This is a genomic window from Stenotrophomonas daejeonensis (genome assembly GCF_001431505.1).
In the GTDB taxonomy this organism is placed as follows: domain Bacteria; phylum Pseudomonadota; class Gammaproteobacteria; order Xanthomonadales; family Xanthomonadaceae; genus Stenotrophomonas; species Stenotrophomonas daejeonensis.
The window spans coordinates 13,040-37,878 of the sequence record NZ_LDJP01000029.1 but is presented as its reverse complement, the minus strand read 5'-3'; the positions used below and the strand labels follow the sequence as shown (position 1 = coordinate 37,878).

The 24,839-nt window shown below is 67.6% G+C and carries 28 protein-coding genes; 17 read left to right on the top strand and 11 right to left on the bottom strand.

The genetic code is table 11. From position 1 onward, the window contains the following. Nucleotides 1–3 precede the first annotated feature (3 nt). The 4 genes from ABB34_RS05550 to ppsR all read right to left on the bottom strand — a co-directional run bounded on the left by ABB34_RS05550 (nt 4) and on the right by ppsR (nt 2,655). On the bottom strand, nt 4–618 hold the full coding sequence (locus ABB34_RS05550) for a CDP-alcohol phosphatidyltransferase family protein (protein WP_057640264.1): 615 nt from the start codon (nt 616–618) through the stop codon (nt 4–6). A gap of 61 nt (nt 619–679) precedes the next feature. After that, a complete protein-coding gene (locus ABB34_RS05545; RefSeq protein ID WP_057640263.1) occupies nt 680–1,168 on the bottom strand; it encodes an NUDIX hydrolase in 489 nt (162 codons plus the stop codon). A 118-nt stretch (nt 1,169–1,286) separates the two neighbouring features. Continuing rightward, nucleotides 1,287–1,769, bottom strand: coding sequence for a DUF1249 domain-containing protein (locus ABB34_RS05540; protein ID WP_057640262.1), 483 nt, complete (start codon nt 1,767–1,769; stop codon nt 1,287–1,289). Between the two features lie 64 nt (nt 1,770–1,833). Further along, the gene (gene ppsR / locus ABB34_RS05535) at nt 1,834–2,655 is read right to left on the bottom strand and encodes a posphoenolpyruvate synthetase regulatory kinase/phosphorylase PpsR (protein WP_057640261.1); all 822 of its coding nucleotides are present in this window, start codon (nt 2,653–2,655) and stop codon (nt 1,834–1,836) included. Between the two features lie 196 nt (nt 2,656–2,851). Here ppsR and ppsA point away from each other — a divergent pair, with 196 nt between their 5' ends. Continuing rightward, complete coding sequence (gene ppsA, locus ABB34_RS05530) at nt 2,852–5,230, top strand: phosphoenolpyruvate synthase (protein ID WP_057640260.1); 2,379 nt, start codon at nt 2,852–2,854, stop codon at nt 5,228–5,230. Between the two features lie 289 nt (nt 5,231–5,519). On the opposite strand, the gene ABB34_RS05525 is transcribed toward ppsA, so the two are convergent. Continuing rightward, nucleotides 5,520–6,347, bottom strand: coding sequence for a glycine zipper 2TM domain-containing protein (locus ABB34_RS05525; RefSeq protein ID WP_057640259.1), 828 nt, complete (start codon nt 6,345–6,347; stop codon nt 5,520–5,522). 155 nt (nt 6,348–6,502) lie between these two features. Here ABB34_RS05525 and ABB34_RS05520 point away from each other — a divergent pair, with 155 nt between their 5' ends. Both ABB34_RS05520 and ABB34_RS05515 read left to right on the top strand, forming a co-directional pair. Next, nucleotides 6,503–6,727 (top strand): DUF6116 family protein, encoded by a 225-nt coding sequence (locus tag ABB34_RS05520; RefSeq protein WP_057640258.1) that lies wholly within the window; start codon nt 6,503–6,505, stop codon nt 6,725–6,727. Nucleotides 6,728–6,730: 3 nt separating this feature from the next. Then, nucleotides 6,731–7,510: a TatD family hydrolase gene (locus ABB34_RS05515; protein ID WP_057640257.1), complete on the top strand. Its 780-nt coding sequence runs from the start codon at nt 6,731–6,733 to the stop codon at nt 7,508–7,510. A gap of 73 nt (nt 7,511–7,583) precedes the next feature. On the opposite strand, the gene ABB34_RS05510 is transcribed toward ABB34_RS05515, so the two are convergent. Further along, nucleotides 7,584–8,378: a tRNA threonylcarbamoyladenosine dehydratase gene (locus ABB34_RS05510; RefSeq protein ID WP_057640256.1), complete on the bottom strand. Its 795-nt coding sequence runs from the start codon at nt 8,376–8,378 to the stop codon at nt 7,584–7,586. Between the two features lie 73 nt (nt 8,379–8,451). On the opposite strand from ABB34_RS05510, the gene ABB34_RS05505 reads away from it, so the two are divergent. Next, nucleotides 8,452–8,883, top strand: a complete 432-nt coding sequence (locus tag ABB34_RS05505) for a cytochrome c (RefSeq protein ID WP_057640255.1) — start codon at nt 8,452–8,454, stop codon at nt 8,881–8,883. Between the two features lie 111 nt (nt 8,884–8,994). Continuing rightward, on the top strand, nt 8,995–9,489 hold the full coding sequence (locus ABB34_RS05500) for a glycine zipper 2TM domain-containing protein (RefSeq protein WP_057640254.1): 495 nt from the start codon (nt 8,995–8,997) through the stop codon (nt 9,487–9,489). Between the two features lie 72 nt (nt 9,490–9,561). On the opposite strand, the gene ABB34_RS05495 is transcribed toward ABB34_RS05500, so the two are convergent. After that, a complete protein-coding gene (locus ABB34_RS05495; protein ID WP_057640253.1) occupies nt 9,562–9,771 on the bottom strand; it encodes a cold-shock protein in 210 nt (69 codons plus the stop codon). Between the two features lie 224 nt (nt 9,772–9,995). On the opposite strand from ABB34_RS05495, the gene ABB34_RS05490 reads away from it, so the two are divergent. The 4 genes from ABB34_RS05490 to ABB34_RS05475 all read left to right on the top strand — a co-directional run bounded on the left by ABB34_RS05490 (nt 9,996) and on the right by ABB34_RS05475 (nt 13,345). After that, nucleotides 9,996–10,481, top strand: coding sequence for a DUF456 domain-containing protein (locus ABB34_RS05490; protein ID WP_057640252.1), 486 nt, complete (start codon nt 9,996–9,998; stop codon nt 10,479–10,481). Nucleotides 10,482–10,564: 83 nt separating this feature from the next. Then, nucleotides 10,565–11,692: a phospholipase A gene (locus ABB34_RS05485; protein ID WP_057640251.1), complete on the top strand. Its 1,128-nt coding sequence runs from the start codon at nt 10,565–10,567 to the stop codon at nt 11,690–11,692. 4 nt (nt 11,693–11,696) lie between these two features. Continuing rightward, nucleotides 11,697–12,044, top strand: coding sequence for an arsenate reductase (glutaredoxin) (gene arsC / locus ABB34_RS05480; protein WP_057640250.1), 348 nt, complete (start codon nt 11,697–11,699; stop codon nt 12,042–12,044). A 191-nt stretch (nt 12,045–12,235) separates the two neighbouring features. Next, nucleotides 12,236–13,345 (top strand): sterol desaturase family protein, encoded by a 1,110-nt coding sequence (locus tag ABB34_RS05475; protein ID WP_057640249.1) that lies wholly within the window; start codon nt 12,236–12,238, stop codon nt 13,343–13,345. A gap of 7 nt (nt 13,346–13,352) precedes the next feature. On the opposite strand, the gene ABB34_RS05470 is transcribed toward ABB34_RS05475, so the two are convergent. The 3 genes from ABB34_RS05470 to ABB34_RS05460 form a co-directional block, all read right to left on the bottom strand. Next, nucleotides 13,353–13,988 carry a glutathione S-transferase family protein gene (locus tag ABB34_RS05470; RefSeq protein WP_057640248.1) on the bottom strand — a complete coding sequence of 212 codons (636 nt, stop codon included), beginning with the start codon at nt 13,986–13,988 and terminating at the stop codon, nt 13,353–13,355. Between the two features lie 71 nt (nt 13,989–14,059). Then, on the bottom strand, nt 14,060–14,374 hold the full coding sequence (locus ABB34_RS05465; protein ID WP_152979528.1) for a hypothetical protein: 315 nt from the start codon (nt 14,372–14,374) through the stop codon (nt 14,060–14,062). A gap of 76 nt (nt 14,375–14,450) precedes the next feature. Beyond that, nucleotides 14,451–15,968 carry a fumarate hydratase gene (locus tag ABB34_RS05460; protein ID WP_057640246.1) on the bottom strand — a complete coding sequence of 506 codons (1,518 nt, stop codon included), beginning with the start codon at nt 15,966–15,968 and terminating at the stop codon, nt 14,451–14,453. Nucleotides 15,969–16,070: 102 nt separating this feature from the next. On the opposite strand from ABB34_RS05460, the gene ABB34_RS05455 reads away from it, so the two are divergent. From ABB34_RS05455 to ABB34_RS05420, 8 genes are all read left to right on the top strand, one after another. Continuing rightward, entirely contained in the window at nt 16,071–16,970 is a 900-nt protein-coding gene (locus ABB34_RS05455; protein WP_057640245.1) for an RNA polymerase sigma-70 factor, read from the top strand. Nucleotides 16,971–17,005: 35 nt separating this feature from the next. After that, entirely contained in the window at nt 17,006–17,452 is a 447-nt protein-coding gene (locus ABB34_RS05450) for a carboxymuconolactone decarboxylase family protein (RefSeq protein WP_057640244.1), read from the top strand. 83 nt (nt 17,453–17,535) lie between these two features. Continuing rightward, nucleotides 17,536–18,180: a trimeric intracellular cation channel family protein gene (locus ABB34_RS05445; protein WP_057640243.1), complete on the top strand. Its 645-nt coding sequence runs from the start codon at nt 17,536–17,538 to the stop codon at nt 18,178–18,180. 159 nt (nt 18,181–18,339) lie between these two features. Next, nucleotides 18,340–20,205: an ABC transporter ATP-binding protein gene (locus ABB34_RS05440; RefSeq protein WP_057640242.1), complete on the top strand. Its 1,866-nt coding sequence runs from the start codon at nt 18,340–18,342 to the stop codon at nt 20,203–20,205. Nucleotides 20,206–20,293: 88 nt separating this feature from the next. Continuing rightward, entirely contained in the window at nt 20,294–21,076 is a 783-nt protein-coding gene (locus tag ABB34_RS05435; protein WP_057640241.1) for a ferredoxin--NADP reductase, read from the top strand. 170 nt (nt 21,077–21,246) lie between these two features. Further along, nucleotides 21,247–21,525 carry a type II toxin-antitoxin system RelE/ParE family toxin gene (locus tag ABB34_RS05430; RefSeq protein ID WP_057640240.1) on the top strand — a complete coding sequence of 93 codons (279 nt, stop codon included), beginning with the start codon at nt 21,247–21,249 and terminating at the stop codon, nt 21,523–21,525. Further along, nucleotides 21,525–21,818, top strand: coding sequence for a HigA family addiction module antitoxin (locus ABB34_RS05425; protein ID WP_057640239.1), 294 nt, complete (start codon nt 21,525–21,527; stop codon nt 21,816–21,818). Before ABB34_RS05430 ends, ABB34_RS05425 begins: the two co-directional genes overlap by 1 nt. 220 nt (nt 21,819–22,038) lie before the next feature. Then, nucleotides 22,039–24,207 carry a M3 family metallopeptidase gene (locus ABB34_RS05420; RefSeq protein WP_057640238.1) on the top strand — a complete coding sequence of 723 codons (2,169 nt, stop codon included), beginning with the start codon at nt 22,039–22,041 and terminating at the stop codon, nt 24,205–24,207. 66 nt (nt 24,208–24,273) lie between these two features. Here the strand turns inward: ABB34_RS05420 and ABB34_RS05415 are convergent, their stop codons facing one another. Continuing rightward, nucleotides 24,274–24,777: a hypothetical protein gene (locus tag ABB34_RS05415; RefSeq protein ID WP_057640237.1), complete on the bottom strand. Its 504-nt coding sequence runs from the start codon at nt 24,775–24,777 to the stop codon at nt 24,274–24,276. Between the last annotated feature and the right edge of the window lie 62 nt (nt 24,778–24,839).

Below are 24,839 nucleotides of genomic sequence, written 5' to 3'. Positions count from 1 at the left end.
AAATCAAGGCTTGGGGATGCGCAGGGTCTTGCTGACCATCAGCGAACCGGAAAGCGCGAACAGCAGCACCAGCGGGTGCAGCTGCCACGGCCCCAGCTGCCATGCGCCGCCCCACAGCGCGGGGCCGACCGCGCCGGAATGCGCGGCCACCGCCAGCACCACCACCAGCGCCAGGCTGGTGGGGATGGGGGTGCCCTCGAAGTACGGCACCTTGTCCGACTCGCCGGCGATTTCCTCGGCGGTGACGTTGTAGCGCGCCAGGCGGCTGACCCCGCAGCAGACGAAATAGCTCAGCACCAGCCAGTCCCAGCCGCCCTGCATGCCGCAGGCATAGGCCAGCGCGGCCGGGGCGACGCCGAAGGAGATCACGTCGGCCAGCGAATCCAGTTCGCGCCCCAGGGTGGAGGACGACTGCCGCCAGCGGGCGATGCGCCCGTCCAGCGCGTCGAACACGAACGCCAGCGGGATCAGCGCCATGCCGAACAACAGGTAGCCGCGCAGGCCATCCTGCAGGAAGCGCATCGCGGCGAACACCGCGCCGGTGCCGCAGAAGGCGTTGCCCAGCGTGAACCAGTCGGCCAGGCGGAATTCGCGCAGCATCGAGAAGTGGCGTTTCATGTCTCGGGTTTCCCGGTCGTGTGCCGCGCCAGCGTAGCGCGCCGGAGGTGAATGCGGCCGCTTACAGGCGGGTGTAGTTCCACGACTGCATGCGGCCGTCGCGGTACGGCATCACCCCGTGGAACGGGCGCGGGTCGCCGTCGAACACCAGCGGCAGGAAGTGGCGGTCGCCCTCCCACAGCGGCAGCGATTCGAGCTTGTCCAGCGGCACCCATTCCAGCGTGCCTTCCGGGTTGGATTGCAGCGGCGTGCCGGTCCAGTCGTCGATGACGAAGACGAAGGCGAACCAGTCCTCGCCGTGCTTGCCGAAGCCGGGCCAGCTGATGGTGCCGCGCAGCCGCGTGGTGCCGCATTCGATGCCGGCTTCCTCGCGGATCTCGCGGTGCATGCAGGCCAGCGCGTCCTCGTCGGTTTCCATCTTGCCGCCCAGCCCGTTGTACTTGCCCAGGTGCAGGTCGTCGGGGCGGGTGTTGCGGTGGATCATCAGGGCCTGGCTGCGGTCTTTGGACAGCACGTAGCCCAGGGTGGCGAGGATCGGGGTGTAAGGCATCGGTATCGGGTGCGGCGGTGAAGGCGTGCAGTATGACCGAACGGAATCCCGCCGTAGACGCGGGGCTTGCCCCGCGTTGGCCTTGTCGGGAAGGCCACGTGCGGGGCAAGCCCCGCACCTACGAGCAGGCCATTTCCTCGCCGACACGCCGCAGCGTGGCCACGCCGTGCCCGCGCTCGGCCAGGTATTCCAGCCACTTGCCGAGGAAGGTGTTCATGCGCAGGCGGTGGCCGACCAGCGCGTCGGCAGGCGGGTACATGCCCATCACGTCCTGCCAGCGCCGGCCGACGTAGCAGTGCGTCGTCTCCACCTGCCGCGCGTCGCGATACAGGCGCACGTAGGCCGACGGATCGGGCTCGCCGGTCAGCGGGTCGCGGATGTCGTAGGTCATCCGCAGCTCGACCGTATAGCGGTGGCATTCGATCACGTCCAGCCGCAGGTCCAGGCCATCGCCGATGGTGGACACGTGGCTGCCGGGGGCAAGCCGGTCGGGTGCGAACAGCCGCATCAGGTGCAGGTAGTTCTCCGCGTACAGGCCCATCAGCCAGCCGAGCCGGCTCAGGCGGGGGATGTGGTCGATGCGGGAAAGGGCCTGCGTCATGGGTCGATCGTACACGCCACGGCGTGCCCGCTGCAGTCACCGCCCGGCGATACCGCCGCCGGCCTCAATACATTTCCCGCTGCAACCCCAGCGTGCCCATGACCTTGCTGGAGATTTCCTCGATGGAGGTATGGGTGGTGCTCAGGGTCGGGATGCGCTCCATGCGGAACATCGTCTCGGCCGCGGCTACCTCGCGTCGGCAGGTCTCGATGCTGGCGTAACGCGAATTGGCGCGGCGCTCCTGGCGGATCTGCTGCAGGCGCTCGGGGTCGATGGTCAGGCCGAACAGCTTGTTGCGGTACGGGCGCAGGCGCGGCGGCAGGCGGTCGCTCTCCAGGTCCTCGTCGGTCAGCGGGTAGTTGGCCGCGCGGATGCCGTAGTGCAGCGCCAGGTAGATGCAGGTGGGCGTCTTGCCGGCGCGCGATACCGCCACCAGCACCACGTCGGCCTCGTCGTAGTTCACCGCGATGCCGTCGTCGTGGCTGAGCGCGAAGTTCATCGCGTTGATGCGGCGGTGGTAGGTGTCGAAATCGACCATGCCGTGCGCCTGCCCCACCTTGGAATGGCGGGCGGCGTTCAGTTCCTGCTCCAGCGGGCTGATGAACGGCGCGAACACGTCCAGCACCAGCGCCCCGCTCTCCTCCAGCAGCCGCCCCAGGCTGGTATCCACGCAGGAGCTGATGACGATCGGGCGCACCCCGTAGCGCTCGCCCGCGGCACGGATGCGCACCGCCGCATCCTGCGCCTTGTCATCATCGTCCACGAACGGCAGGCGATCGGTGACGAAACTGAAGCCGGTGAACTGGGTCAGCAGGCTGTGGCCCACGGTTTCGGCGGTGATGCCGGTACCGTCGGATACGTAGAACACCGGACGGGTCACCGTCATCTGCAAGCTCCTTGCGTAAAGGGGAAAGCCGCGGCCAAGCGATTGACCCGGCCTGTCCTGGGGAAGACAAGCACAAGACATGCCCGCGTCACAAGCGGTTCCGCTCGGCTGTGCAGTGCATCATAATGGCGGCTTCTTCCTACGGACGCGGCCATACCAGCCCGCCTCGGGCGATGGCCTCAACGGAGCATCGCGCTTGAACGAGAACATCCTCTGGTTGCATGAGCTGCGCCTGGCCGACCTGGCCCGCGTGGGTGGCAAGAATTCCTCGCTCGGCGAGATGATCGGCAATCTGGCCGGCCTGGGAGTCTCGGTTCCGGGGGGCTACGCCACCACCGCGGAGGCGTTCAAGGACTTCATCGCCCACAACGACCTGTCCAAGCGCATCTTCGACAAGCTGGCCACGCTGGACGTGGAGGACGTCGGCGCGCTGACCGCCGCCGGCAAGGAGATCCGCGGCTGGGTCATCGATGCCCCGCTGCAACCGGCGCTGGACACCGACATCCGCAGCGCCTATGCCAGGCTCTGCGCCGACAACGGCGGCGGCGACGTGGCGGTGGCGGTGCGTTCCTCGGCCACCGCCGAGGACCTGCCCGACGCCTCGTTCGCCGGCCAGCAGGAAACCTTCCTCAACGTCACCGGTGCCGATGACGTCGTGCACAAGGTCAAGGAAGTATTCGCCAGCCTCTACAACGACCGCGCCATCGCCTACCGCGTGCACCACGGCTTCAAGCACGAGGACGTGTTCCTGTCCGCCGGCGTGCAGTTGATGGTGCGCTCGGGCGTCGGCTCCTCCGGCGTGCTGTTCACGCTGGACACCGAATCCGGCTTCCGCGACGTGGTGTTCGTCACCTCCTCGTTCGGCCTCGGCGAGATGGTCGTGCAGGGCGCGGTGAACCCGGACGAGTTCTACGTCTACAAGCCCACCCTGGCCGCCGGCAAGCCGGCGATCCTGCGCCGCTCGCTGGGTTCCAAGGCGATCCGCATGGTGTATTCGGACGTGCCCGGCGAGCGCGTCAGGACCGAGGACACCCCGGCCGAACTGCGCAGCACCTTCTCGATCAGCGACGAAGACGTGCAGGAGTTGTCCAAGCAGGCGCTGGTCATCGAGAAGCACTACGGCCGCCCGATGGACATCGAGTGGGCCAAGGACGGTGTCAGCGGCAAGCTGTTCATCGTGCAGGCGCGCCCGGAGACGGTGAAGTCACGCGCCAAGGCCACCCAGATCGAGCGCTTCGCGCTGGCCGACAAGGGCGGCAAGGTGCTGGCCGAAGGCCGTGCCGTGGGTGCCAAGATCGGCGCCGGCGTGGCCCGCGTGGTGCGCTCGCTGGACGACATGAACCGCGTGCAGCCCGGCGACGTGCTGGTCGCCGACATGACCGACCCGGACTGGGAACCGGTGATGAAGCGCGCCAGCGCCATCGTCACCAACCGCGGCGGCCGCACCTGCCACGCCGCCATCATCGCCCGCGAACTGGGCGTGCCGGCGGTGGTCGGCACCGGCAATGCGCTGGACAGGATCACCGACGGCGAGGAAGTGACCGTCAGCTGCGCCGAGGGCGACACCGGCTTCATCTATGACGGCAAGCTCGCGTTCGAGCGCACCACCACCGACCTCGGCAACATGCCGGCGGCGCCGCTGAAGATCATGATGAACGTCGCCAACCCCGAGCGCGCGTTCGACTTCGGCCAGTTGCCGAACGCCGGCATCGGCCTGGCGCGTCTGGAAATGATCATCGCCAGCCACATCGGCGTGCACCCGAACGCGCTGCTGGAATACGACCGCCAGGATACGGCGACGAAGAAGAAGATCGACGAGAAGATCGCCGGCTACAAGGACCCGGTGAGCTTCTATGTGGACCGTCTGGCCGAGGGTATCGCCACCCTGACCGCCTCGGTCGCACCGAACCCGGTGATCGTGCGCCTGTCGGACTTCAAGTCCAACGAGTACGCCAACCTGATCGGCGGCAGCACCTACGAGCCGCACGAAGAGAACCCGATGATCGGCTTCCGTGGCGCCAGCCGCTACGTCGATCCGTCGTTCTCCAAAGCATTCGCGCTGGAATGCCAGGCCGTGTTGCGCGTACGCAACGAAATGGGCTTGGACAACCTGTGGGTGATGATCCCGTTCGTGCGCACGCTGGAGGAAGGCCGCAAGGTGGTGGAAGTGCTGGCGCAGAACGGCCTCAAGCAAGGCGAGAACGGCCTGAAGATCATCATGATGTGCGAGGTGCCGTCCAATGCGCTGCTGGCCGACGAGTTCCTCGACATCTTCGACGGCTTCTCGATCGGCTCCAACGACCTGACCCAGCTCACCCTGGGCCTGGACCGCGATTCGTCGATCGTCGCCCACCTGTTCGACGAGCGGAACCCGGCGGTCAAGAAGCTGCTGTCGATGGCGATCAAGGCCGCGCGCGCCAAGGGCAAGTACGTCGGCATCTGCGGCCAGGGCCCGTCCGACCACCCGGACCTAGCCGAATGGCTGATGGCCGAAGGCATCGAATCGTTGTCGCTGAACCCGGACACCGTGGTCGATACCTGGCTGCGGCTGGCCAGGAGCAAGGCCTCGGCATAAGCGATACCGCAACGTCGAAACAAACGAAGCCCCGGACGAAAATCCGGGGCTTCTTTGTTTTGTCTCTTCTCCCTCTAGGGGTAGACGTGTTGCTTGCGAGCCACGGGCTCGCACACGCCTAAACGCGATGAGGGTTCGGGCGAAGCCTCGTGCAGCCAAACAGGCGAGGGGCTTCACCCGACCCGCTCCGCGCCCCCGTCCTTGCGCTGGCGCATGGGCACTCAAGGGCAGCGAACCAATGGTTCGCAAGCTGCCCCTCTCACTCCGCAGGGAGGGGGACTCGAAATTCTTACTGCCGGCTACCCGCCGCATCCACCGCCGCGGTCTGCGTCACCACCTGGCCGTCGATGACCGGCAGGCGGTCGCTGGCCGGCTTCTCGTCCATGCGCAGCGTCTTTTCCTGGCCGTCGTAGCGGTAGGTGACGTCATAGCCGACGGTACGGGAGGCGTTGCCCAGCGCGACGCGGGTGCCCGGCTTGCTGTCCATGCGCATGGTGCCGGTGCTGCCGTCGTCGCGGCGGTAGGTCACGTTGTAACCGGTGACGCGCGAGGATTCGGAGGTCGCGTTCTCGGTGTGGCATTGGCGCTCGGTGCGCTCCACCACCTTGCCGCCGACATGGCGCTTGTCCACCTGGTTGCCGATCACGCCACCGGCCACGGCACCGGCCGCGGTGGCCGCCTTCCTGCCGTTGCCCTTGCCGACCTGGTTGCCGAGCAGGCCACCGATCACCGCACCGGCGACGGTGCCGCCGACGTTGCCGTCGCGCTCGGGCAGGCGTTCCTGCACCACCACGTCCTCGCAGACTTCGCGCGGCACCGTGGTCGTGGAGGTTTCGCGCACCGGCTCGCTGCCGATCACGCTGGCATAGGCCTGTTCGCTGCGGGTGACCGGCGCCACCTTCAGCACGTCGGCGTATTCCAGCTTGCCGGAGGGAGCGATGGCGCCGTCGGCCGCGGCATCGTCGGCCAGCGGCGTGGTATCCAGCAGCGGCTGCTCGGCCTGCACCTCGGCCGGTGCGGCGGCCTTGTCGCGCCCGCTCATGAAGGCCGCGGTGGCGATGCCGCCTACCAGCAGCGCCCCGGCCGCGACCAGAATCATGGTGGTGTTGCTCTTCATGGTCCTACTCCCTGGCGGGTCGACCGCCCGTTGACTTCGCGCAATTCCAGCATGATAAAGCTGAACGAAGCCATTGCCCCGGCCTGCTTTCGCTCGAAAGCATCCGCCGCGCCCACATATCTTTGTCCTGTCTGTCCACCATTGCAGGAACGCCGATGTCCAGCCCCATGCTGCTGCCAGTGTTGGAATGGGCGCGCAAGCTGCGCTACCCCACCCTGTTCAAGATCACCGCCGCGCTGTTCGTGCTGGACACGCTGTTCCTCGACCCGCTGCCGTTCGTCGATGAAATCCTGCTCGGGCTGGGTACCCTGCTGCTGGCCAACTGGAAAAGCCGCAAGGAAAAGACCCCCGAGCCACCGGCATTGCCGCGCAAGCCCTGAGTCGTGCGCCTGATCGACAGCCACTGCCATCTGGATGCGCCCGGGTTCGACGGCGACCGCGCCGCGGTCATCGCCCGCGCCAAGGCAGCGGGCGTGGCGACGCAGGTCGTGCCGGCGATAACCGCGGCGTCATGGCCGAAGCTGCGTGAGGTCTGCGCCACCGATGCCTCGCTGCATCCGGCCTATGGCCTGCACCCGATGTTCCTGTCCGAACACCGGCCCGGACACCTGCCCGAACTGCGTACTTGGCTGGAACGCGAGCGCCCCTGCGCCATCGGCGAATGCGGGCTGGATTTCTTCATCGAAGGGCTGGATGCCGATGCGCAGCGCCACTACTTCGATGGGCAGCTGCGGCTGGCACGCGAATTCGACCTGCCCTTGATCGTGCATGCACGCCGCGCGGTGGACCAGGTGATCCATGCCTTGCGCCGCACCGGCGGCCTGCGCGGCGTCGTGCACAGCTTTTCCGGCAGCCCGCAACAGGCACGGCAGTTGTGGGACCTCGGTTTCCTGATCGGGCTGGGTGGCCCGCTCACCTACCCGCGCGCCAACCGCCTGCGCACGCTGGCGGCGACGATGCCGCTGGACTACCTGCTGCTGGAAACCGACGCCCCGGACCAGCCGGATGCCGGCATCCGCGGCCAACGCAACGAACCGGCGCGGCTGGCGGACATCCTCGCCACCGTGGCCGAACTGCGCGGGCAGGCGCCGGAGGAAATCGCGGCGCAGACGACCGCCAATGCAAGGCGCCTGTTCAACCTGCCGAATCCCGATTTGCCGTAGGAGCGACGCAAGTCGCGACCGGAGTTTCCTCGGATAAGCCCCGGGTCGCGACTTGCGTCGCTCCTACGTCTTTTCAGCGCACCTTCGGCTTGAGCAGCATTTCCAGCGCCTTGCCGGCCGTGGCGAAGGCGAACGCGCCGGTGATATGGGTCGCCGCCCCCAGCCCGGCGCCGCAGTCGAGCTTCAGCGCCGCGTCGGCGCCGAGGTTCGGGCGCAGGCCGCAGACGCTGCCATCGGCCTGCGGGTACTTCACGTTCTCCAGCGAATACACCGCCGGCACGCCGAAATATCGCTGCGGGTTCTTCGGGAAGTTGAACTCGCCGCGCAGCTTCCTGCGGATCAGCGCCAGCATCGCGTCGTGCTCGGTGCGCGAGACGTCGCGTACCCGCACCAGCGTCGGGTCGGTGCGGCCGCCGGCCGCGCCCACGGTGACCAGCGGCAGCTTGCGGCGCCGGCACCAGGCGATGGTTTCCACCTTGACCCGGAAGCTGTCGCAGGCATCGATGACCAGGTCGAAACCGCGGTCGAGCAGCTCGGCCATGTTGGAACCGGTCAGGAAGGACTCCACCGCCTCCACTTCGGCATCGGGATTGATCGCGCGGCAGCGCTCTGCCATCGCCAGCGCCTTGTTGCGCCCGTATTGCCCGTCCAGCGCCGGCAACTGGCGGTTGGTGTTGGACACGCAGATGTCGTCGGCATCGATCAATGCCAGGTGTCCCACCGCCGAGCGCGCCAGCGCCTCGGCCACCCACGAGCCGACGCCGCCCATGCCCACCACCGCCACCCTGCAGGCGGCAAGCCGCTCGATCGAGCCGGCGCCGTACAGGCGGTCGATGCCGGCGAAGCGTTCACGCAGTCGTTCTTTCATCCGCGCATTTTAACCGTGGCCGGGAATGGGCCGCGCGTCGTAACATCGGTGCTGATTCCACCGGAGCCAGGGCATGAACGACCCCAGCCGCACGCAGTCCCCCGCTTCCCGCTACCTGATCGTGCTGATCCTCGGCCTGCTCATCGGCGTGGTCGCCACCGTCATGCTGATGCGCGCCATCCAGGCGCGGCAGGACCCCTTCCCGGACAGCCTGATGCAGGTCATGGCGCGCCAGTCGCAACTGCTCGGCGAGAGCCTCAAGCAGAACCGCTGCACGATCAACGACAGCACGCCGCGCCTGCAGAGCCTGCGCGCCCTGTCCAACGACCTGGAACTGGCCTTCCCCAGCCTGCGCGACGACGCGCGCTTCCAGCAGCATGCCAGCCGCTTCCGCGCCACCTTGAACGATGCGCTGGCCAACCCGCCGGCCGATTGCGCCACGCTGGCCGTCGTGACCGAGCAGGTCGGCAAGGACTGCAAGGCCTGCCATCAGGATTTCAGGTGAGCCCCGCCTCGCTCCGCACGTGATTGGCACGCCATTCACGCGCGAGGCGACACGATTCTCCCGCAGCGGGTGCCATGCCACCCGCCACCCACCTCGGCAAGGAGAACGACCATGAAAATCGCGTTGATCGCCGCAACCACCCTCGCCAGCCTCGCACTGGCCGGCTGCGCCACCTCACCGGGCTACGGCAATGGTGGCTACGGCAGTGGCGGATACAACAACGGTGGCTACAACAACGGCGGTTACAACACCGCGCGCTGTGCCGATTGCGGCATCGTCACCCGCATCGACACCGTCGCCTCGGGCCGCACCGCGCCATCGGCGACCGGCGCCATCCTCGGCGGCATCGTCGGCGCCGTGGCCGGCCATGAGATCTCCGACAAGACCGGCGGCAGCAAGGGCAACCAGAACATCTCCGCCGCGGCCGGTGCCGCCGCCGGCGCGCTGGCCGGCAACAAGATCCAGCAGAACGTCACCGGCAACTCCTACGACATCCAGGTGCGCATGGACGATGGCCGGGTGGTCGTGGTCAATCAGAAGGACCTGGGCGGCATCCGCGAGAACACCTACGTGCGCGTGGTCAATGGCCGCGTCGTGCTGCGCTGAGCCCGCCAACGGGCGCCGGAAAACGAAAAGGCCCGCTGACGCGGGCCTTTTCGCTGCCAGTGGCAGCCGGAATCAGTCCGGCTGCACGGCGTCGGCCTGCAGGCCCTTCTGGCCCTGGACGACGGTGAAGGTGACCTTCTGGCCTTCCTTCAGGCTCTTGAAGCCCTGGGTCTGGATGGCGCGGAAGTGCACGAACACATCTTCGCCATTCTCGCGGCTGATGAAGCCGAAGCCCTTGGCATCATTGAACCACTTGACGGTACCGGTTTCGCGATCGGACATCTCGACTGACTCCCTGTTGCTCTCTCAGTTGTTTGGATACGCCCGCAAGGACGGCTGACTGCAAGGGGGAAGCGAGGTGCAGCGATGTAAGCAAATCATGCGATCTACCCATCAGGCCACGATTCACGGTGACCTTGCCAAGCTCAGCGGCTGAAACTTAACCCGGCCATAACGAAAAATCAATCGGTGGAAAGACCGGATTGTCAACCCTCAAAGGTACGAGCGTGGACTATTCATTCATCCTGTATTTGCTGGCGGTGGTATTGGTCCTGGCCGGCATCGCCGGAATCGTGCTGCCCGCCCTGCCCGGGGTACCGTTGGTATTCGCCGGCCTGCTGGCGGCGGCCTGGGCCGAGGGCTTCACCCGGATCGGCTGGCCGACGCTGCTGGTGTTGGGCGTGCTGACCGTGATCTCCCTCGTGGTGGACGTGCTTTCCACCACGATGGGCGCGCAGAAGCTGGGGGCAAGCCGGCTGGCGATGGTCGGCTCGCTGGTGGGGACGGTCGTGGGCCTGTTCTTCATGCCGCTGGGGCTGTTCATCGGCCCGTTCGCCGGTGCCCTGCTCGGCGAATACCTGCATGGCCGCCATCTGGGCAGGGCCACCAGGGTCGGCATCGGCACCTGGCTGGGCATCGTGCTGGGGGTGGCCCTCAAGCTCGGGCTGGCGATGGCGATGCTCGGCGTGTTCGCCGTCGCCTGGTTCATGTGAGCCCGGCGGCTCCCCTTGCATCGCGCGATGGCCGACAATTCCGCCCGCGCCTCCCCACACCCTCCGGATGGACCGCTTCCACCATGCCTGACCGCCCTCTTCGCAGCGCCCTGCTGCTCGCCCTGTCGGCCCTGCCCGCCACCGCCCTCGCACAGGAATCCACGGCGCAGCCGCTCTCGCCCGAAGCCTGCTTCGCGCTGGACTCCGACGCCGTCCGCCTGAGCTGCTACGACCGCGTGCTGGGGCGCACGCCGGCCGACACCCAGGCCGCCGATGCCGCCGCCCTCGCCGCCCAGCAGCGGCGCCGGGAGGCCAGGGCGCTGGATGCCGAGGACCCGCGCGGCAAGGAGTTGTTCGCCCATGACGAGCTGGCGGCCGCGGCGGCCAACGCCGGGCGCGGCTCGCTGCTGGACAGCCGCTGGGAGTTGGCCCGGGACTCCAAGCTGGGCCGCTTCCAGCTGCGCGCCTACAAGCCGGTGTACCTGCTGCCGGCGTTCTGGAGCAGCAAGCCCAACGAAATGCCGCATTCGCCCAACCCCAACAACACCGTTACCCAGCCCGAGAAGCTGGACGACACCGAGCTGAAGTTCCAGCTCAGCTTCAAGACCAAGGTGGCCGAGAACCTGTTCGGCGACAACGGCGACGTGTGGGTGGGCTATACCCAGAGCTCGCGCTGGCAGGCCTACAACAGCGAGTTGTCGCGACCGTTCCGCGAAACCAACTACGAGCCCGAGGCAATGCTGGTGTTCCGCAACGGCTACTCGCTGCTGGGCTGGAACGGGCGCATGACCGGCATCAGCCTGAACCACCAGTCCAACGGCCGCAGCGACCCGCTCTCGCGCAGCTGGAACCGGGTGATCCTCAGCGTCGGCCTGGACCGCGAGAACTGGGCGCTGGTGCTGCGCCCGTGGTACCGCGTCCCCGAGAGCGGCAAGGACGACAACAACCCCGACATCGAGGACTACATCGGCCGCGGCGACGCCACGCTGGTGTGGAACCGCAACGGCCACGAACTGTCGCTCACCGGGCGCCATTCGCTGCGCAGCGGCGACCGCTCGCACGGTTCGCTGCAGCTGGACTACGGCTTCCCGCTCAGCAACCTGCTGCGCGGCCACGTGCAGGTGTTCGACGGCTACGGCGAAAGCATGATCGACTACAACCACCGCGCCACCTACATCGGCGTCGGCCTGTCCCTGCTGGAATGGTTCTGAGGCGATGAAAGCGACGATCTGGCACAACAACCGCTGCTCCAACTCGCGCGGCGCGCTGGCCCTGCTGCAACAGGCCGGCGCCGACATCGAAGTCATCGACTACCTGCAGGACCCGCCCGACCCGGCCACGCTGCGCCGGCTGCTGGACGAGATGGGCATGCCGGCTCGCGACCTGCTGCGCAGCAAGGAAGCCGCCTACGCCGAGCTGGGGCTGGCGCGGAAACTGGACGACGAGGCCGCGCTGATCGAGGCGATGGCGATGCACCCGCAGCTGATCAATCGCCCGATCGTGCGCACGGCCAAGGGCACCGCGCTGTGCCGGCCACCGGAAACGGTGCGCACGCTGCTGTAATCGCGGGGACTCGTGCCGGGCAAGCCCGGCACCTGCGGGATGGGGCCGTCCACCAATCCGTGGATGCCGGGTTGTTCCCGCATGCGCTTCCCGGCAACGGTGCGCGCGGGGCAGGTCCCATCGTCCCGGCAAGGTTGTCGTTCTTCGTCCCGTGCAGGCAGAATCCCGCCGTCCCGACAGGAAGTCCACGCATGGCCCGACCGCACCGCTCATTCTTCGCCTATTCGTCCGCGCTGCTGGGGCTGCTCAGCCTGCTGGCGGTGGCCTGCTTCCACTTTCCCGAACTGCTGACCAGCCGCGAGTTCCGCGCCGTCTACAACGAGCAGTTCGCGCGCCACCTGCTGCTGGTGGGGCTGGCGGCGGCCTTCGTCATGGGCACGATGGCGATCCTGCGCGACCGCAACAAGCGCATCGCCACGATCGGCGTCGGCAGCGCGACGCTGGCGGTGCTGCTGGGCGGCACCAACGTGCAGTTCGACAGCATCGGCCAGACGCCTTATTCGCTGGGGCTGGATTGGTTCGTGCTGTCGCTGTTCTTCTCGGCACTGGTGTTCGTGCCGCTGGAGCGCTACCTCGGCAAGCGCGCGCTGTCGCCGCTGCGGCCGGGCTGGCGCACCGACGTGGCCTATTTCTTCATGAGCCACGTGCTGGTGCAGTTCATCCTGATCCTGGTCACCGCCTCCACCTCCACCATCGCCGGGCTGGCCGTGTTCCCGTCGCTGAAGGCGACGATCCAGTCGCTGCCGGTGTGGGCGCAGTTCCTGATCGCGGTGTTCGTGGCCGACATGGCGCAGGCGCTGCTGCACCGCGCGTACCACAACATCCCGTGGCTGTGGCGCTTCCATGCCGTGCACCATTCCAGCCGGCACATGGACTGGCTGGCCGGCTCGCGCATCCACTTCGTCGAGATCGTGATGACCCGCAGCGCGGTGCTGCTGCCGCTGCTGGTGCTGGGCTTCTCGACCCCGGCGGTGAACGCCTACGTGATCCTGGTCGGCCTGCAGGCGGTGGTCGCCCACGCCAACCTCGGCATCCGCTTCGGCTGGCTGGAGTACCTGCTGGTGCTGCCGCGCTACCACCACTGGCACCACGCGCGGCAGCAGGACTACATCGACGTCAACTACGCCATCCATCTGCCGCTGGTGGACATGCTGATGGGCACCTTCAAGCTGCCGCGCGACCAGAAGGAATGGCCGCGGGAATACGGGGTGATGAAGCTGGAAACCGTGCCCAAGGGCATCGTCAGGCAGCATCTGATGCCGTTCCAGGGCGGGCGCAGGTTCGACGATTACGTGGACTGAGCGGGTTTCAGGTCCAGTCGCCAATGCCTTCGCGGCGGTAGACCTCGACCCGCGCCGGGCGGTCCTTCATCCGCCGCGCGTGCGCGGCCAGCGCCGGCCAGCCATCGCTCGGGCGCGGCATGTTGCGCGACCAGCGCATCAGCATGGTCAGCATGAAATCGACCACCGTGACCTGCTCGCCCAGCAGGTACGGGCCGCCGGCCTGCAGGTGGTCGGCCACCTGCTGCCATGCGCTTTCCAGTTGCAGGCAGGCCTGCTCCTTCACCGCGACAACATTCGACTCGCCTGCCGGCTCGTGCGGATAGAACCACGCGCGATAGGCCGGCATCAGCGTGTAGGTGCAGAAGCACATCCAGCGGTAATAATCACCGCGCGCCGGGGTGCCGGGCGCCGGCGCCAGCCCGGCTTCGGGGTGCAGGTCGGCCAGGTGCATGGCGATGGCCGCCGATTCGGTAAGCACCTGTCCGTCGATCAGCAGCGTCGGCACGCGGCCGGCCGGGTTGATCGCCAGGTATTCCGGCGACTTCTGCTCGCGCTTGTCGAAATCGAGCTGGCGCAGTTCGTGTTCGATGCCCAGCTCGATCAGCAGCCAGTGCACGACCAGCGAGGCGGTGCTTTGCGAGCCGTAGAGGATGACGGACATGCGGTTCTCCAGCGGAAATTCCGCATCTTACCTGCAGCGTCGATGCCGACGTTCGATGGCCTGCCGCTGCTTCAGTTGCAGCTGGCCATGCAACTGTTCAGCCGCTCGCCGCATACCGCGGCGGGCGAACGGTTCTGGCAGAACGCCTGCGAGGTCTGGCAGGCACCGCGCAGCTCCGGGTCGGTGATCTTGTCGCACTGGTTGCGCTTGTTCGCCTCGCCACAATCGCCGTAGCCGGATGGGTTGGCCATGCAGGCCTGGTGGCGGCTCTGGCAATAGTTCACGCAGGCTGCGGGGTCGCCCTTCGGTACATCGCGCCAGCCACCGCCAGCGCATCCGGCCACCAGCAGCGCCAGCGACATCACGATCCAGTGCATTGCGCTCACCTGTCTCTCCTTCCGAAACGGCGACGGCCCGAGCATAGCCCGGGCCGCCTTCGAACCTCCAACAACATGCGTTGGCTTACACCACCATCACCGGGATCTTGCCGATGCGGGCCTGCCATTCACGCGGGCCGGTCTGGTGCACCGATTCGCCGGTGGAATCCACCGCCACGGTCACCGGCATGTCCTGCACGGTGAATTCGTAGATCGCTTCCATGCCCAGATCGGCGAAACCGACCACCCTGGCCGCCTTGATCGCCTTGGACACCAGATAGGCCGAGCCGCCCACCGCCATCAGGTAGGCGGACTTGTGCTTGCGGATGGCCTCGATCGCCGCCGGGCCGCGCTCGGCCTTGCCGACCATGCCCAGCAGGCCGGTCTGCGCCAGCACCTGCTCGGTGAACTTGTCCATGCGGGTGGCGGTGGTCGGGCCGGCCGGGCCGACCACTTCGTCGCGTACCGGATCAACCGGGCCGACGTAGTAGATGAAGCGGCCCTTCAGGTCCACCGGCAGTTCCTCGCCCTTGTTGAGCATGTCCACCATGCGCTTGTGCGCGGCATCGCGGCCGGTCAGCAGCTTGCCGTTGAGCAGCAGGGTCTGGCCCGGCTTCCAGCCGGCGACTTCTTCCGGAGTGATCGTGTCCAGATCGACGCGGGTGCCCTTGGAGGCGTCGTAGGTCAGCGTCGGCCAATCTTCCAGCGACGGCGGGTCGAGCATCACCGGGCCGCTGCCGTCCAGGGTGAAATGCGCGTGGCGGGTGGCGGCGCAGTTAGGGATCATCGCCACCGGCAGGTTGGCGGCGTGGGTCGGGTAGTCCTTGATCTTGACGTCCAGCACCGTGGTCAGGCCACCCAAGCCCTGCGCGCCGATGCCCAGCGCGTTGACCTTGTCGTGCAGCTCGATGCGCAGTTCCTCGATGCGGTTGGACGGGCCGCGCGCCTTGAGTTCGTTGATGTCGATTTCCTCCATCAACGCTTCCTTGGCCAGCAGCATCGCCTTCTCGGCGGTGCCGCCGATGCCGATGCCGAGCATGCCCGGCGGGCACCAGCCGGCGCCCATCGTCGGCACGGTCTTGAGCACCCAGTCGACGATGGAGTCGGACGGGTTGAGCATGACGAACTTCGACTTCGCCTCCGAGCCGCCGCCCTTGGCCGCGACGATCACCTCCACCTTGTCGCCCGGCACCACCTTCACGTTGACCACGCCCGGGGTGTTGTCGCGGGTGTTGGTGCGCTTGCCGGCCGGGTCGGCCAGCACCGAGGCGCGCAGCTTGTTGTCCGGGTGGTTGTAGGCGCGGCGGATGCCCTCGTTGGCCATGTCCTCCACACCCATCGTGGCGTCGTCCCAGCGCACGTTCATGCCGATCTCGAGGAACACGGTGACGATGCCGGTGTCCTGGCAGATCGGGCGGTGGCCCTCGGCGCACATGCGCGAGTTGATCAGGATCTGCGCCATCGCCTCCTTGGCCGCCGGCGATTCCTCGCGCTCGTAGGCGGCGGCGAGGCTCTTGATGTAATCGACCGGGTGGTAGTACGAGATGTACTGCAAGGCGTCGGCGATGGACTGGATGAGGTCTTCCTGCTTGATCGATGTCACGGCTTGCTCGAGGCTGGCGGGGGATTGGAGCCGGCCATTTTAGTGCAAAGTGCCGCTCCGGCCCTTCCGTCACGCTGGCACACGCTGTTGCGTCCTTCCCGCATGGACATGACCGATATCTTCCAGAACCACCGCCCGCGCCTGCTGGCGCTGGCCTACCGGCTGCTGGGCAGCCGCGCCGATGCCGAGGACGTGGTGCAGGACGCCTGGCTGCGCTGGGCCGGCGCCGACACCGCCGCCATCCTCGACCCGGAGGCATGGCTGGTCACCGCCACCACTCGGCTCGGCCTGGACCGGCTGCGCGCGGCCACGCGCCAGCGCCTGGACTACGTCGGCCCGTGGCTGCCCGAACCACTGCACATCGCCGCAGAACTGCCGCCGGTCCCGGACCCGGCACAGGTCCACGCCGTCGCCGAGGAGGTTTCGCTGGCGTTCCTGACCCTGCTCGAACAACTCGGCCCCGAGGAGCGCGCCGCGTTCCTGCTCAAGGAGGCGTTCGGCCACGACTACGCCGGCATCGCCGAATTGCTCGGGCACAGCGAGGCCAACTGCCGGCAGTTGGTGCACCGCGCGCGCAAGCGTCTGCAGGAAGGACGGCCGCGCTTCGCCGCCGACGCCACTCAGCACCGGCGGTTGCTGGCGCGGTTCATGGAGGCCACCCAACGCGGCGATGACGCGGCCATCCGCGCCCTGCTGCATGCCAATGCACGCTTGCTTGCCGATGGCGGCGGCGTAGTCACCGCCGCATTGCGGCCACTGCTCGGCGCCGAGCGCATCGCCCGTTTGTTCTGGGCCATCGCCCGCCGCGGCGGCAGCCATCCGGCACGGCTGGGCAGCGTCAATGGCGAGCCGGCGATCCTGCGTTTCGACGGCGACCGCCTGCATTCGGTGACCACCATCGAGATCGATGGCGGGCGCATCGCGCGGATCTACAGCGTGCTCAACCCGCACAAGCTGCGCGCCCTTGTCACGGCCGGCGACGTCGGCGCGTCCCTGCAATGAAGGTGGCCATGCCGGCCACCACTGGAGCCGTTCCAATGAGCAATACCTCTCCCCGCGTCCCCTACACCCGCCTGGCCGCCGATGCGTTCAAGGGCCTGCTCGCCGCCAGCAAGGCCGTGCACGAAGGCTCGGTCGAGCACGCGTTGATGGAACTGGTGTTCCTGCGCGTGTCGCAGATCAACGGCTGCGGCTACTGCATGGACATGCACGCCACCGCACTGCGCCAGGCCGGCATCGAGCCGCGCAAACTCGACACGCTGCCGGCCTGGCACGAGAGCCGTTTCTTCGACGCGCGCGAGCGCGCCGCGCTGGGCTGGGCCGAGGCGCTGACCCGGCTGCCCGACGGTGCGCCTTCGCAGGCCGCGTTCGATGCGTTGGCGCCGCATTTCGACGAGAAGGGCATCAGCGACCTGAGCATGGGCATCGCCACGATCAACGCTTGGAACCGCCTCGGCGCCGGCCTGCTGCCGCCGCTGCCGTGATCCCCGCCGGAGCCGCCCCGCGCGGGCGGCTCCGTACCGGGTCCGATGGCCGCCATCGGTGGCAGGCCGCACAATACGGCCTCATGGAAACCCTGGTACTGATCCTCGACCTCATCGGCACCTTCGTCTTCGCCCTGTCAGGCGCGATGATGGGCGTGCGCCGCCGGTTGGACCTGTTCGGCGTGCTGGTGCTGTCCTTCGCCGCCGCCAGTGCCGGCGGCATGACCCGCGACGTGCTGATCGGCGCCACCCCGGTGGCGGCGCTGAGCGACTGGCGCTACCCGAGCATCTCGCTGGCCGCCGGCCTCGTCACCTTCCTGTGGAGCCCGTGGATCGAGCGCCTGAGCAACCCGGTGCGGATGTTCGACGCCCTCGGCCTGGCGGTATTCGCCGTGGCCGGCACGCAGAAGGCGCTGGCCTTCGGGCTGGCCCCGCCGATGGCCGCGGCGATGGGCATGCTCACCGGCATCGGCGGCGGCATCGCCCGCGACGTGCTGCTGGCGCAGGTGCCGCTGGTACTGCGCGCCGAGCTGTACGCGATCGCCGCACTGGCCGGCGCCGCGGTGGTCGCCGTCGGCCACTGGCTGCAATGGCCCGCCCTGCCCTGCGTGCTGGCCGGCGCCGGGCTGTGCTTCGGCCTGCGGATGATGGCGCTGCGTTACGGCTGGCACCTGCCGGTGGCGCTGCAATCCGGCGGCGACGGCGAGCCGCCGGGACCGATGCGGTAGCGCTCCTGCGCAGGAGCAATCCTGGCCGCAACGGGGCATTCTCCTTGTAGATGCGGGGCTCGCCCCGCATGGAGCTTTCCCGGTGAAGCCCAATGCGGAGCAAGCACCGCATCTACAAAAGCCCCGCCGAAATCCCTCACCTGTCACGGACGCGGCACAATGCCGGCCATGCCCGCTCCCCACGCTCCTGCCGCCCGTCCCAGCCTGCGCGAACGCATGGATGCATTGCGCAACCTGCCGCCGTTCCTGCGCCAGGTATGGCGGACCAGCCGCCTGCTGACCCTGGCCAGCCTCGGCCTGCGCCTGCTGCGCGCCCTGCTGCCGGTGGCGATGCTGTATGTGGGCAAGCTGATCATCGACGAGGCTGTCCACCTGGCCGGCAACGGCGGCATGCCGCCACTGCGCGAGGCGCTGGCCGGCGGCCAGCTCGACACCCTGCTGCAACTGCTGGCGCTGGAGCTGGGCATCGCCATCGGCTCGGACCTGCTGGGCCGGCTGGTCAACTACGCCGACGCGCTGCTGTCCGAATTGTTCACCAACGCCACCAGCGTGCGCCTGATGGAACATGCCGCCGAGCTGGACCTGGAGGACTTCGAGGACCCCGACCTGCAGGACAAGCTCGACCGCGCGCGGCGCCAGACCATGGGCCGGATGAACCTGATGGGGCAGCTGTTCGGGCAGGTGCAGGACGCCATCACCGTCATCAGCTTCGCCGCCGGGCTGGTCGCCTACGCGCCGTGGCTGATGGCGCTGCTGGCGGTGGCGCTGGTGCCGGCGTTCATCGGCGAATCGCATTTCAACACGCTCGGCTATTCGCTCAACCACAGCTGGACGCCCGAGCGCCGCCAGCTCGACTACCTGCGCCAGGTGGGCGCCAGCGTGGAAACCGCCAAGGAGGTGAAGATCTTCAACCTCCACCGCTTCCTGATCGAGCGCTACAAGCTGCTGGCCGAGCGCTTCTACCGCGCCAACCGCACGCTGGCGCGCAAGCGCGCGTTCTGGGGCACGCTGCTGGCGGCGCTGGGCACCCTGGGCTACTACGCCGCCTACGCCTACATCGCCTGGCGCACCATCAGCGGCGATTTCAGCATCGGCGACCTGACCTTCCTCGCCGGCAGCTTCATGCGCCTGCGGCAGCTGCTGGAAGGCCTGCTCACCGGCTTCTCGCAGGTGGCCGGGCAGGCGTTGTACCTGGACGACCTGTTCTCGTTCTTCGCCATCGAACCGGAAATCCGCTCGCGCCCGGATGCATTGCCGGTGCCGCGCCCGATCCGCGAGGGCTTCGTGTTCGAGGACGTCGGCTTCCGCTACCCCGACGCCGAGCGCTGGGCGGTGCGCCACCTCGACTTCCGGCTGGAGGCCGGCGAGGTCATCGCCCTGGTCGGCGAGAACGGCGCCGGCAAGACCACCCTGGTCAAGCTGCTGGCGCGGCTGTACGACCCGGACGAAGGCCGCATCCTGCTCGACGGCCGCGACCTGCGCGACTACGACCTGGACGACCTGCGCGCCAACATGGGCGTGATCTTCCAGGACTTCGTGCGCTACCACCTGAGCGCCGGCGAGAACATCGGCGTCGGCCTGGTCGAGGCCATGCGCGACGACGCCCGCATCCGCGACGCCGCGCACCGGGCGCTGGCCGACGAGGTGATCGAAGCGCTGCCCGATGGCTACGAACAACTGATCGGCCGCCGCTTCAAGACCGGCGTGGACCTGTCCGGCGGCCAGTGGCAGAAGATCGCCATCGCCCGCGCCTACATGCGCGACGCGCAGGTGATGATCCTCGACGAACCCACCGCCGCGCTCGACGCCCGCGCCGAGTTCGAGGTGTTCCAGCGCTTCAAGGAACTGTCCGCGCAGCGCACCGCGGTGTTGATCTCGCACCGCTTCTCCTCGGTGCGCATGGCCGACCGCATCCTGGTGCTGGCCGACGGCCGCATCGAGGCCAGCGGCACCCACGCGCAGCTGATGGAAGAAGGCGGCCGCTACGCCGAGCTGTTCGAACTGCAGGCCGCCGGCTACCGCTGAAACCGCGCCCAGAAAGATGAGATTCAATCTCATTTGACGGATTTCGGCTAGAATGGGCCGGTCAACCCATCCCCACGCAAGCCACCGCATGTCTTCCGCTTTCGGCACCGAGACGGTGCTCGACGTCCACCACTGGACGGACGCCTACTTCAGCTTCTCCACCACCCGCGACAGCAGCTTCCGCTTCGAGAACGGCCAGTTCGTGATGATCGGCCTGGAAAACGAAGGCGGCCGCCCGCTGCTGCGCGCCTATTCCATCGCCAGCGCCAACTGGGAAGAGCGCCTGCACTTCTTCAGCATCAAGGTGCAGGACGGTCCGCTGACCTCGCGCCTGCAACATCTCAAGCCCGGCGACACGTTGGTGGTCGGCAAGAAGCCCACCGGCACCCTGCTGATCTCCGACCTGCACCCCGGCAGGCACCTGTACCTGCTGGGCACCGGCACCGGGCTGGCGCCGTGGCTGAGCATCGTCAAGGACCCGGAGACCTACGAGCGCTTCGAGAAGGTCATCGTCTGCCACGGCGTGCGCTTCGAGCGGGACCTGGCCTACCGCGAGTACTTCGAGAAGGAACTGTTCGAGGACGAGATCCTCGGCGACATCGTCCGCGACAAGCTGCTGTACTACCCGGCCGTCACCCGCGAACCGTTCCGCAACCACGGCCGCCTGACCACGCTGATGGAAACCGGCGCCATGCCGCAGACCCTCGGCCTGCCGCCGTTCGACCCGGCCAACGACCGCTTCATGATCTGCGGCAGCCCGCAGATGCTGGCCGACCTGCGCGGCGTGCTGGACGCGCGCGGCTTCGAGGTATCCCCGCGCATCGGCTCGCCGGGCCACTACGTGTTCGAGCGCGCCTTCGTCGAGAAGTAGGCCGGGGCAGTGCCCCGGTGACGACCCCACGACGTGTCGGGGGACGTGGCCCCGACCCAGGCTGCCCAACGGCCGGATCCTGCCGATCCGGCCGTTTCCGTTTCCGAAGCCCTGCGATATGCATGTCGACCCATTTGTTGCGCGGTGCGCAACATGCTAGATTACGCGACATGATCCAGTCGTTCCGGCACAAGGGGCTGCGCAGGCTCTTCGAGACGGGGGACACCTCCGGCATCCAGGCCAGCCATGCCAAACGACTGCGGCTGCAGCTGGCCGCACTGGATACCGCGCAGACCATCGAGGACATGGACATCCCGGGGTTTCGGCTGCATGCGCTGAAGGGCGAGCTGAAAGGACGCTGGTCCATCAGCGTCAACGGCAACTGGCGCATCACCTTCGAGTTCAAGGATGGCAACGCCCATGTACTGGACTACGAGGACTACCACTGATGCACATGCACAATCCCCCGCATCCCGGCGAATTCATTGCCGGCCTCTATCTCGAACCCAACAACATCAGCGGCCGGGAACTGGCCCAGAAGCTCGGTGTCGCCGCATCCACCCTCAGCCGCGTGCTGAACGGCAGCAGCCGGGTCAGCCCGGAAATGGCATTGCGCCTCTCCAAGGCTCTGGGCCGCAGCCCGGAAAGCTGGCTGGCCATGCAGGACGCCCATGACCTGTGGGTGGCCCGCCAGCAGGTCGATCTGGATGATGTGAGCCGGCTGGAGCTGGCTCCGACCTGATCCCGGGCTTCCGCCCGGGAAGCAGGCGGCACTCCGGGCAATGATGGGCACATGGCGAACCTCCCGCCATTCCCGGCAAGCCTTTGCCGACCGCGACGGCGCGAAAGCCGCACGCGGCATGCCGCGAAAGGCCTTGCGCCGCAACCCTGCCGTTCGACACACCCACGGACCTGCGCGCGCGGGGTACCCTGCGTGTTCAGTATTTCCCGGAGTTTCCGACTTGAACACCCGCCTCGCCCTTGCCCTCGCCGTGTCCCTGGGCCTTGCCGCACCGGCTTACAGCCCGGCCGCCGATGCCGCCACCCAGGCCGCCGAGCAGGCCAATCCGTTCTTCGCCGAAAGCCCGCTGCCGCTGCACTACCCGCAGTTCGACAAGATCAAGGACAGCGACTTCGCCCCGGCCTTCGACGCCGGCATGGCGCAGCAGATCGAGGAAGTGGAGGCCATCGCCAACAACCCGGCCGCGCCGACCTTCGAGAACACGCTGGTCGCGCTGGAGAACAGCGGCGCCGTCCTCGACCGCGCCACCACCGTGTTCTTCTCGCTGAGCGGCGCGGACACCAACGACGCGCGCAAGCAGCTGCAGGCCGACTATTCGGCGAAGTTCGCCGCGCACCGCGACGCCATCAGCCTCAACGGCAAGCTGTTCGAGCGCATCAAGGCGCTGTACGACAAGCGCGACACGCTGGGCCTGGATGCCGAAGGCCTGCGCCTGGTCGAGAAATACCACGACAACTTCGTCCGCGCCGGCGCCGAGCTGCCCGACGCCGACAAGGCCAAGCTGAAGGAAATCAACGCCGAGCTGGCCAACCTGGGCACCAAATTCAGCCAGAACGTGCTGGCCGAGGTCAACGCCGCCTACATCGTGGTCGATGACGTGAAGCAACTGGACGGCCTGTCGGCCGAGCAGGTCGCCGCCGCCGCCGAAGCCGCCAAGGCGCGCAAGCTGGACGGCAAGTACGTGATCGCCCTGCTCAACACCACCGGCCAGCCGGCGCTGAGCAACCTGACCAACCGCGAGCTGCGCCGCAGGATCTTCGAGGCCTCGGTGGCGCGCGGCAGCAAGGGCGGCGAATACGACAACACCGCGCTGGTCTCGCGCATCATGACCCTGCGCGCCGAGAAGGCCGCGCTGATGGGCTTCGCCAACTACGCCGCCTATTCGCTGGGCAACCAGACCGCCAAGACCCCCGAAGCGGTCAACGCGATGCTCGGCCAGCTGGCCCCGGCCGCGGTGGCCAACGCCAGGCGCGAGGCCGCCGATCTGCAGGCGATGATCGACGCCGAGCAGAAGGCCGCCGGCCAGCCGACGTTCGAGCTGCAGCCGTGGGACTGGGCCTACTACAGCGAAAAGGTGCGCCAGGCCAAGTACGACTTCGACGAATCGCAGCTCAAGCCCTACTTCGAACTGAAGAACGTGCTGGAGAACGGCGTGTTCTTCGCCGCCGGCAAGGAATACGGCCTGAGCTTCAAGCAGCGCACCGACCTGCCGGTCTACCACGACGACGTCAGCGTCTACGACGTGTTCGACGCCGACGGCAGCCAGCTGGCGATCTTCATCTTCGACCCGTATGCGCGCCAGTCCAAGCGCGGCGGCGCATGGATGAATTCCTACGTGTCGCAGTCGGCGCTGACCGGCAACAAGCCGGTGGTCGCCAACCACCTCAACATCCCCAAGCCGCCGGCCGGCAAGCCGACGCTGCTGACCTGGGACGAGGTGACCACCACCTTCCACGAGTTCGGCCACGCCCTGCACGGCATGTTCTCGAACGTGAAGTACCCGTACTTCTCCGGCACCGCGGTGCCGCGCGACTTCGTCGAGTTCCCCTCGCAGGTCAACGAGATGTGGGCCGACGAGCCGAGCATCCTGGCCAACTACGCCATGCACTACCAGAGCGGCGCGGCGATGCCGCAGGCGCTGCTGGACAAGGTGGTGGCCGCGGCCAGGTTCAACCAGGGCTTCGCCACCACAGAGTACCTGGGCGCGGCGATGCTGGACCAGCGCTGGCACCAGATCGGCGTGGAGCAGGTGCCGGCGCCGAAGGACGTGCTCGCGTTCGAGCATGAAGCGCTGGTCAAGGACGGCATCTTCTACGCGCCGGTACCGCCGCGCTACCGCACCACCTACTTCAGCCACATCATGGGCGGCTACTCGGCCGGCTACTACGCCTACATCTGGTCCGAGGTGCTCGACGCCAACACCCAGAAGTGGTTCCGCGACCATGGCGGCCTGAGCCGCGCCAACGGCGACCACTTCCGCCAGACCCTGCTGTCCAGGGGCGGCAGCGTCGATGCGATGGAACTGTTCCGCAACTTCGCCGGGCACGAGCCGCAGATCGAGCCGTTGCTGGAGAAGCGCGGCCTGACCGAGGCCGAAGCCGGCAAGTAAGCCGCCGCGTCACACGTTGGATCGGAACCGCCCGGCTTGCCCGGGCGGTTTTGTTTCCCGGCCGGACTACTCGCGGACCATGCCGCGGCGACGCGAGCGGATCATCCATGCCTGAAGGACGAAGCCCACGATGAAGGTGGCGATCCATGCAAGCAGCGTGGTGCGCACCACCACGGACTGCGGCCCGTCGGCCAGGGGATGCGCCGACGGCAGCCGCGTCAAGGTTTCGGCGATGGCGGGCACCAGCAGCAGGAAGAAACTGAAGGAAATCCCGAACGTGGCCAGGTATGGCCGCAGCCGTCCCACGAAGGACATGCGGGGAACGAGCAGGCTGCCGATGGCCGCGAGGAGCGCGAGGATGCCCACCGCGTGCCCGGGATTGAAACCGCCCGTGCTGGACAGGCCGAACGCAGTGAATACCGATACGGCCAGTCCGGCCAGATAGATCCTGCCGGAACGGGTCGCCGGTTCGATCGCGCGGTGGCGGGCAAAGCCGTAGAAACCGGCCGCGACCGGTATCAGGCTGAGGGTGGTATGGATGGCGCCGAGAAGGGAGAGGGAATGCGTCATGGGATATCTTCTATCTATCAGTTGGTAGGTAATCAGGGCGAACCGAAGAGATGGACTGCGGC

What these genes read in the sequence shown, in the direction of transcription:
- ABB34_RS05545 (WP_057640263.1), bottom strand. Translation starts at nt 1,168, where the DNA reads ATGCCTTACACCCCGATCCTCGCCACCCTGGGCTACGTGCTGTCCAAA.
- ABB34_RS05430 (WP_057640240.1), top strand. Translation starts at nt 21,247, where the DNA reads ATGATCCAGTCGTTCCGGCACAAGGGGCTGCGCAGGCTCTTCGAGACG.
- ABB34_RS05445 (WP_057640243.1), top strand. Translation starts at nt 17,536, where the DNA reads ATGGAAACCCTGGTACTGATCCTCGACCTCATCGGCACCTTCGTCTTC.
- ABB34_RS05495 (WP_057640253.1), bottom strand. Translation starts at nt 9,771, where the DNA reads ATGTCCGATCGCGAAACCGGTACCGTCAAGTGGTTCAATGATGCCAAG.
- ABB34_RS05505 (WP_057640255.1), top strand. Translation starts at nt 8,452, where the DNA reads ATGAACGACCCCAGCCGCACGCAGTCCCCCGCTTCCCGCTACCTGATC.
- ABB34_RS05520 (WP_057640258.1), top strand. Translation starts at nt 6,503, where the DNA reads ATGTCCAGCCCCATGCTGCTGCCAGTGTTGGAATGGGCGCGCAAGCTG.
- ppsR (WP_057640261.1), bottom strand. Translation starts at nt 2,655, where the DNA reads ATGACGGTGACCCGTCCGGTGTTCTACGTATCCGACGGTACCGGCATC.
- arsC (WP_057640250.1), top strand. Translation starts at nt 11,697, where the DNA reads ATGAAAGCGACGATCTGGCACAACAACCGCTGCTCCAACTCGCGCGGC.
- ABB34_RS05425 (WP_057640239.1), top strand. Translation starts at nt 21,525, where the DNA reads ATGCACATGCACAATCCCCCGCATCCCGGCGAATTCATTGCCGGCCTC.
- ABB34_RS05440 (WP_057640242.1), top strand. Translation starts at nt 18,340, where the DNA reads ATGCCGGCCATGCCCGCTCCCCACGCTCCTGCCGCCCGTCCCAGCCTG.
- ABB34_RS05510 (WP_057640256.1), bottom strand. Translation starts at nt 8,378, where the DNA reads ATGAAAGAACGACTGCGTGAACGCTTCGCCGGCATCGACCGCCTGTAC.
- ABB34_RS05435 (WP_057640241.1), top strand. Translation starts at nt 20,294, where the DNA reads ATGTCTTCCGCTTTCGGCACCGAGACGGTGCTCGACGTCCACCACTGG.
- ABB34_RS05415 (WP_057640237.1), bottom strand. Translation starts at nt 24,777, where the DNA reads ATGACGCATTCCCTCTCCCTTCTCGGCGCCATCCATACCACCCTCAGC.
- ABB34_RS05500 (WP_057640254.1), top strand. Translation starts at nt 8,995, where the DNA reads ATGAAAATCGCGTTGATCGCCGCAACCACCCTCGCCAGCCTCGCACTG.
- ABB34_RS05470 (WP_057640248.1), bottom strand. Translation starts at nt 13,988, where the DNA reads ATGTCCGTCATCCTCTACGGCTCGCAAAGCACCGCCTCGCTGGTCGTG.
- ABB34_RS05455 (WP_057640245.1), top strand. Translation starts at nt 16,071, where the DNA reads ATGGACATGACCGATATCTTCCAGAACCACCGCCCGCGCCTGCTGGCG.
- ABB34_RS05450 (WP_057640244.1), top strand. Translation starts at nt 17,006, where the DNA reads ATGAGCAATACCTCTCCCCGCGTCCCCTACACCCGCCTGGCCGCCGAT.
- ABB34_RS05525 (WP_057640259.1), bottom strand. Translation starts at nt 6,347, where the DNA reads ATGAAGAGCAACACCACCATGATTCTGGTCGCGGCCGGGGCGCTGCTG.
- ABB34_RS05485 (WP_057640251.1), top strand. Translation starts at nt 10,565, where the DNA reads ATGCCTGACCGCCCTCTTCGCAGCGCCCTGCTGCTCGCCCTGTCGGCC.
- ABB34_RS05475 (WP_057640249.1), top strand. Translation starts at nt 12,236, where the DNA reads ATGGCCCGACCGCACCGCTCATTCTTCGCCTATTCGTCCGCGCTGCTG.
- ABB34_RS05540 (WP_057640262.1), bottom strand. Translation starts at nt 1,769, where the DNA reads ATGACGCAGGCCCTTTCCCGCATCGACCACATCCCCCGCCTGAGCCGG.
- ABB34_RS05550 (WP_057640264.1), bottom strand. Translation starts at nt 618, where the DNA reads ATGAAACGCCACTTCTCGATGCTGCGCGAATTCCGCCTGGCCGACTGG.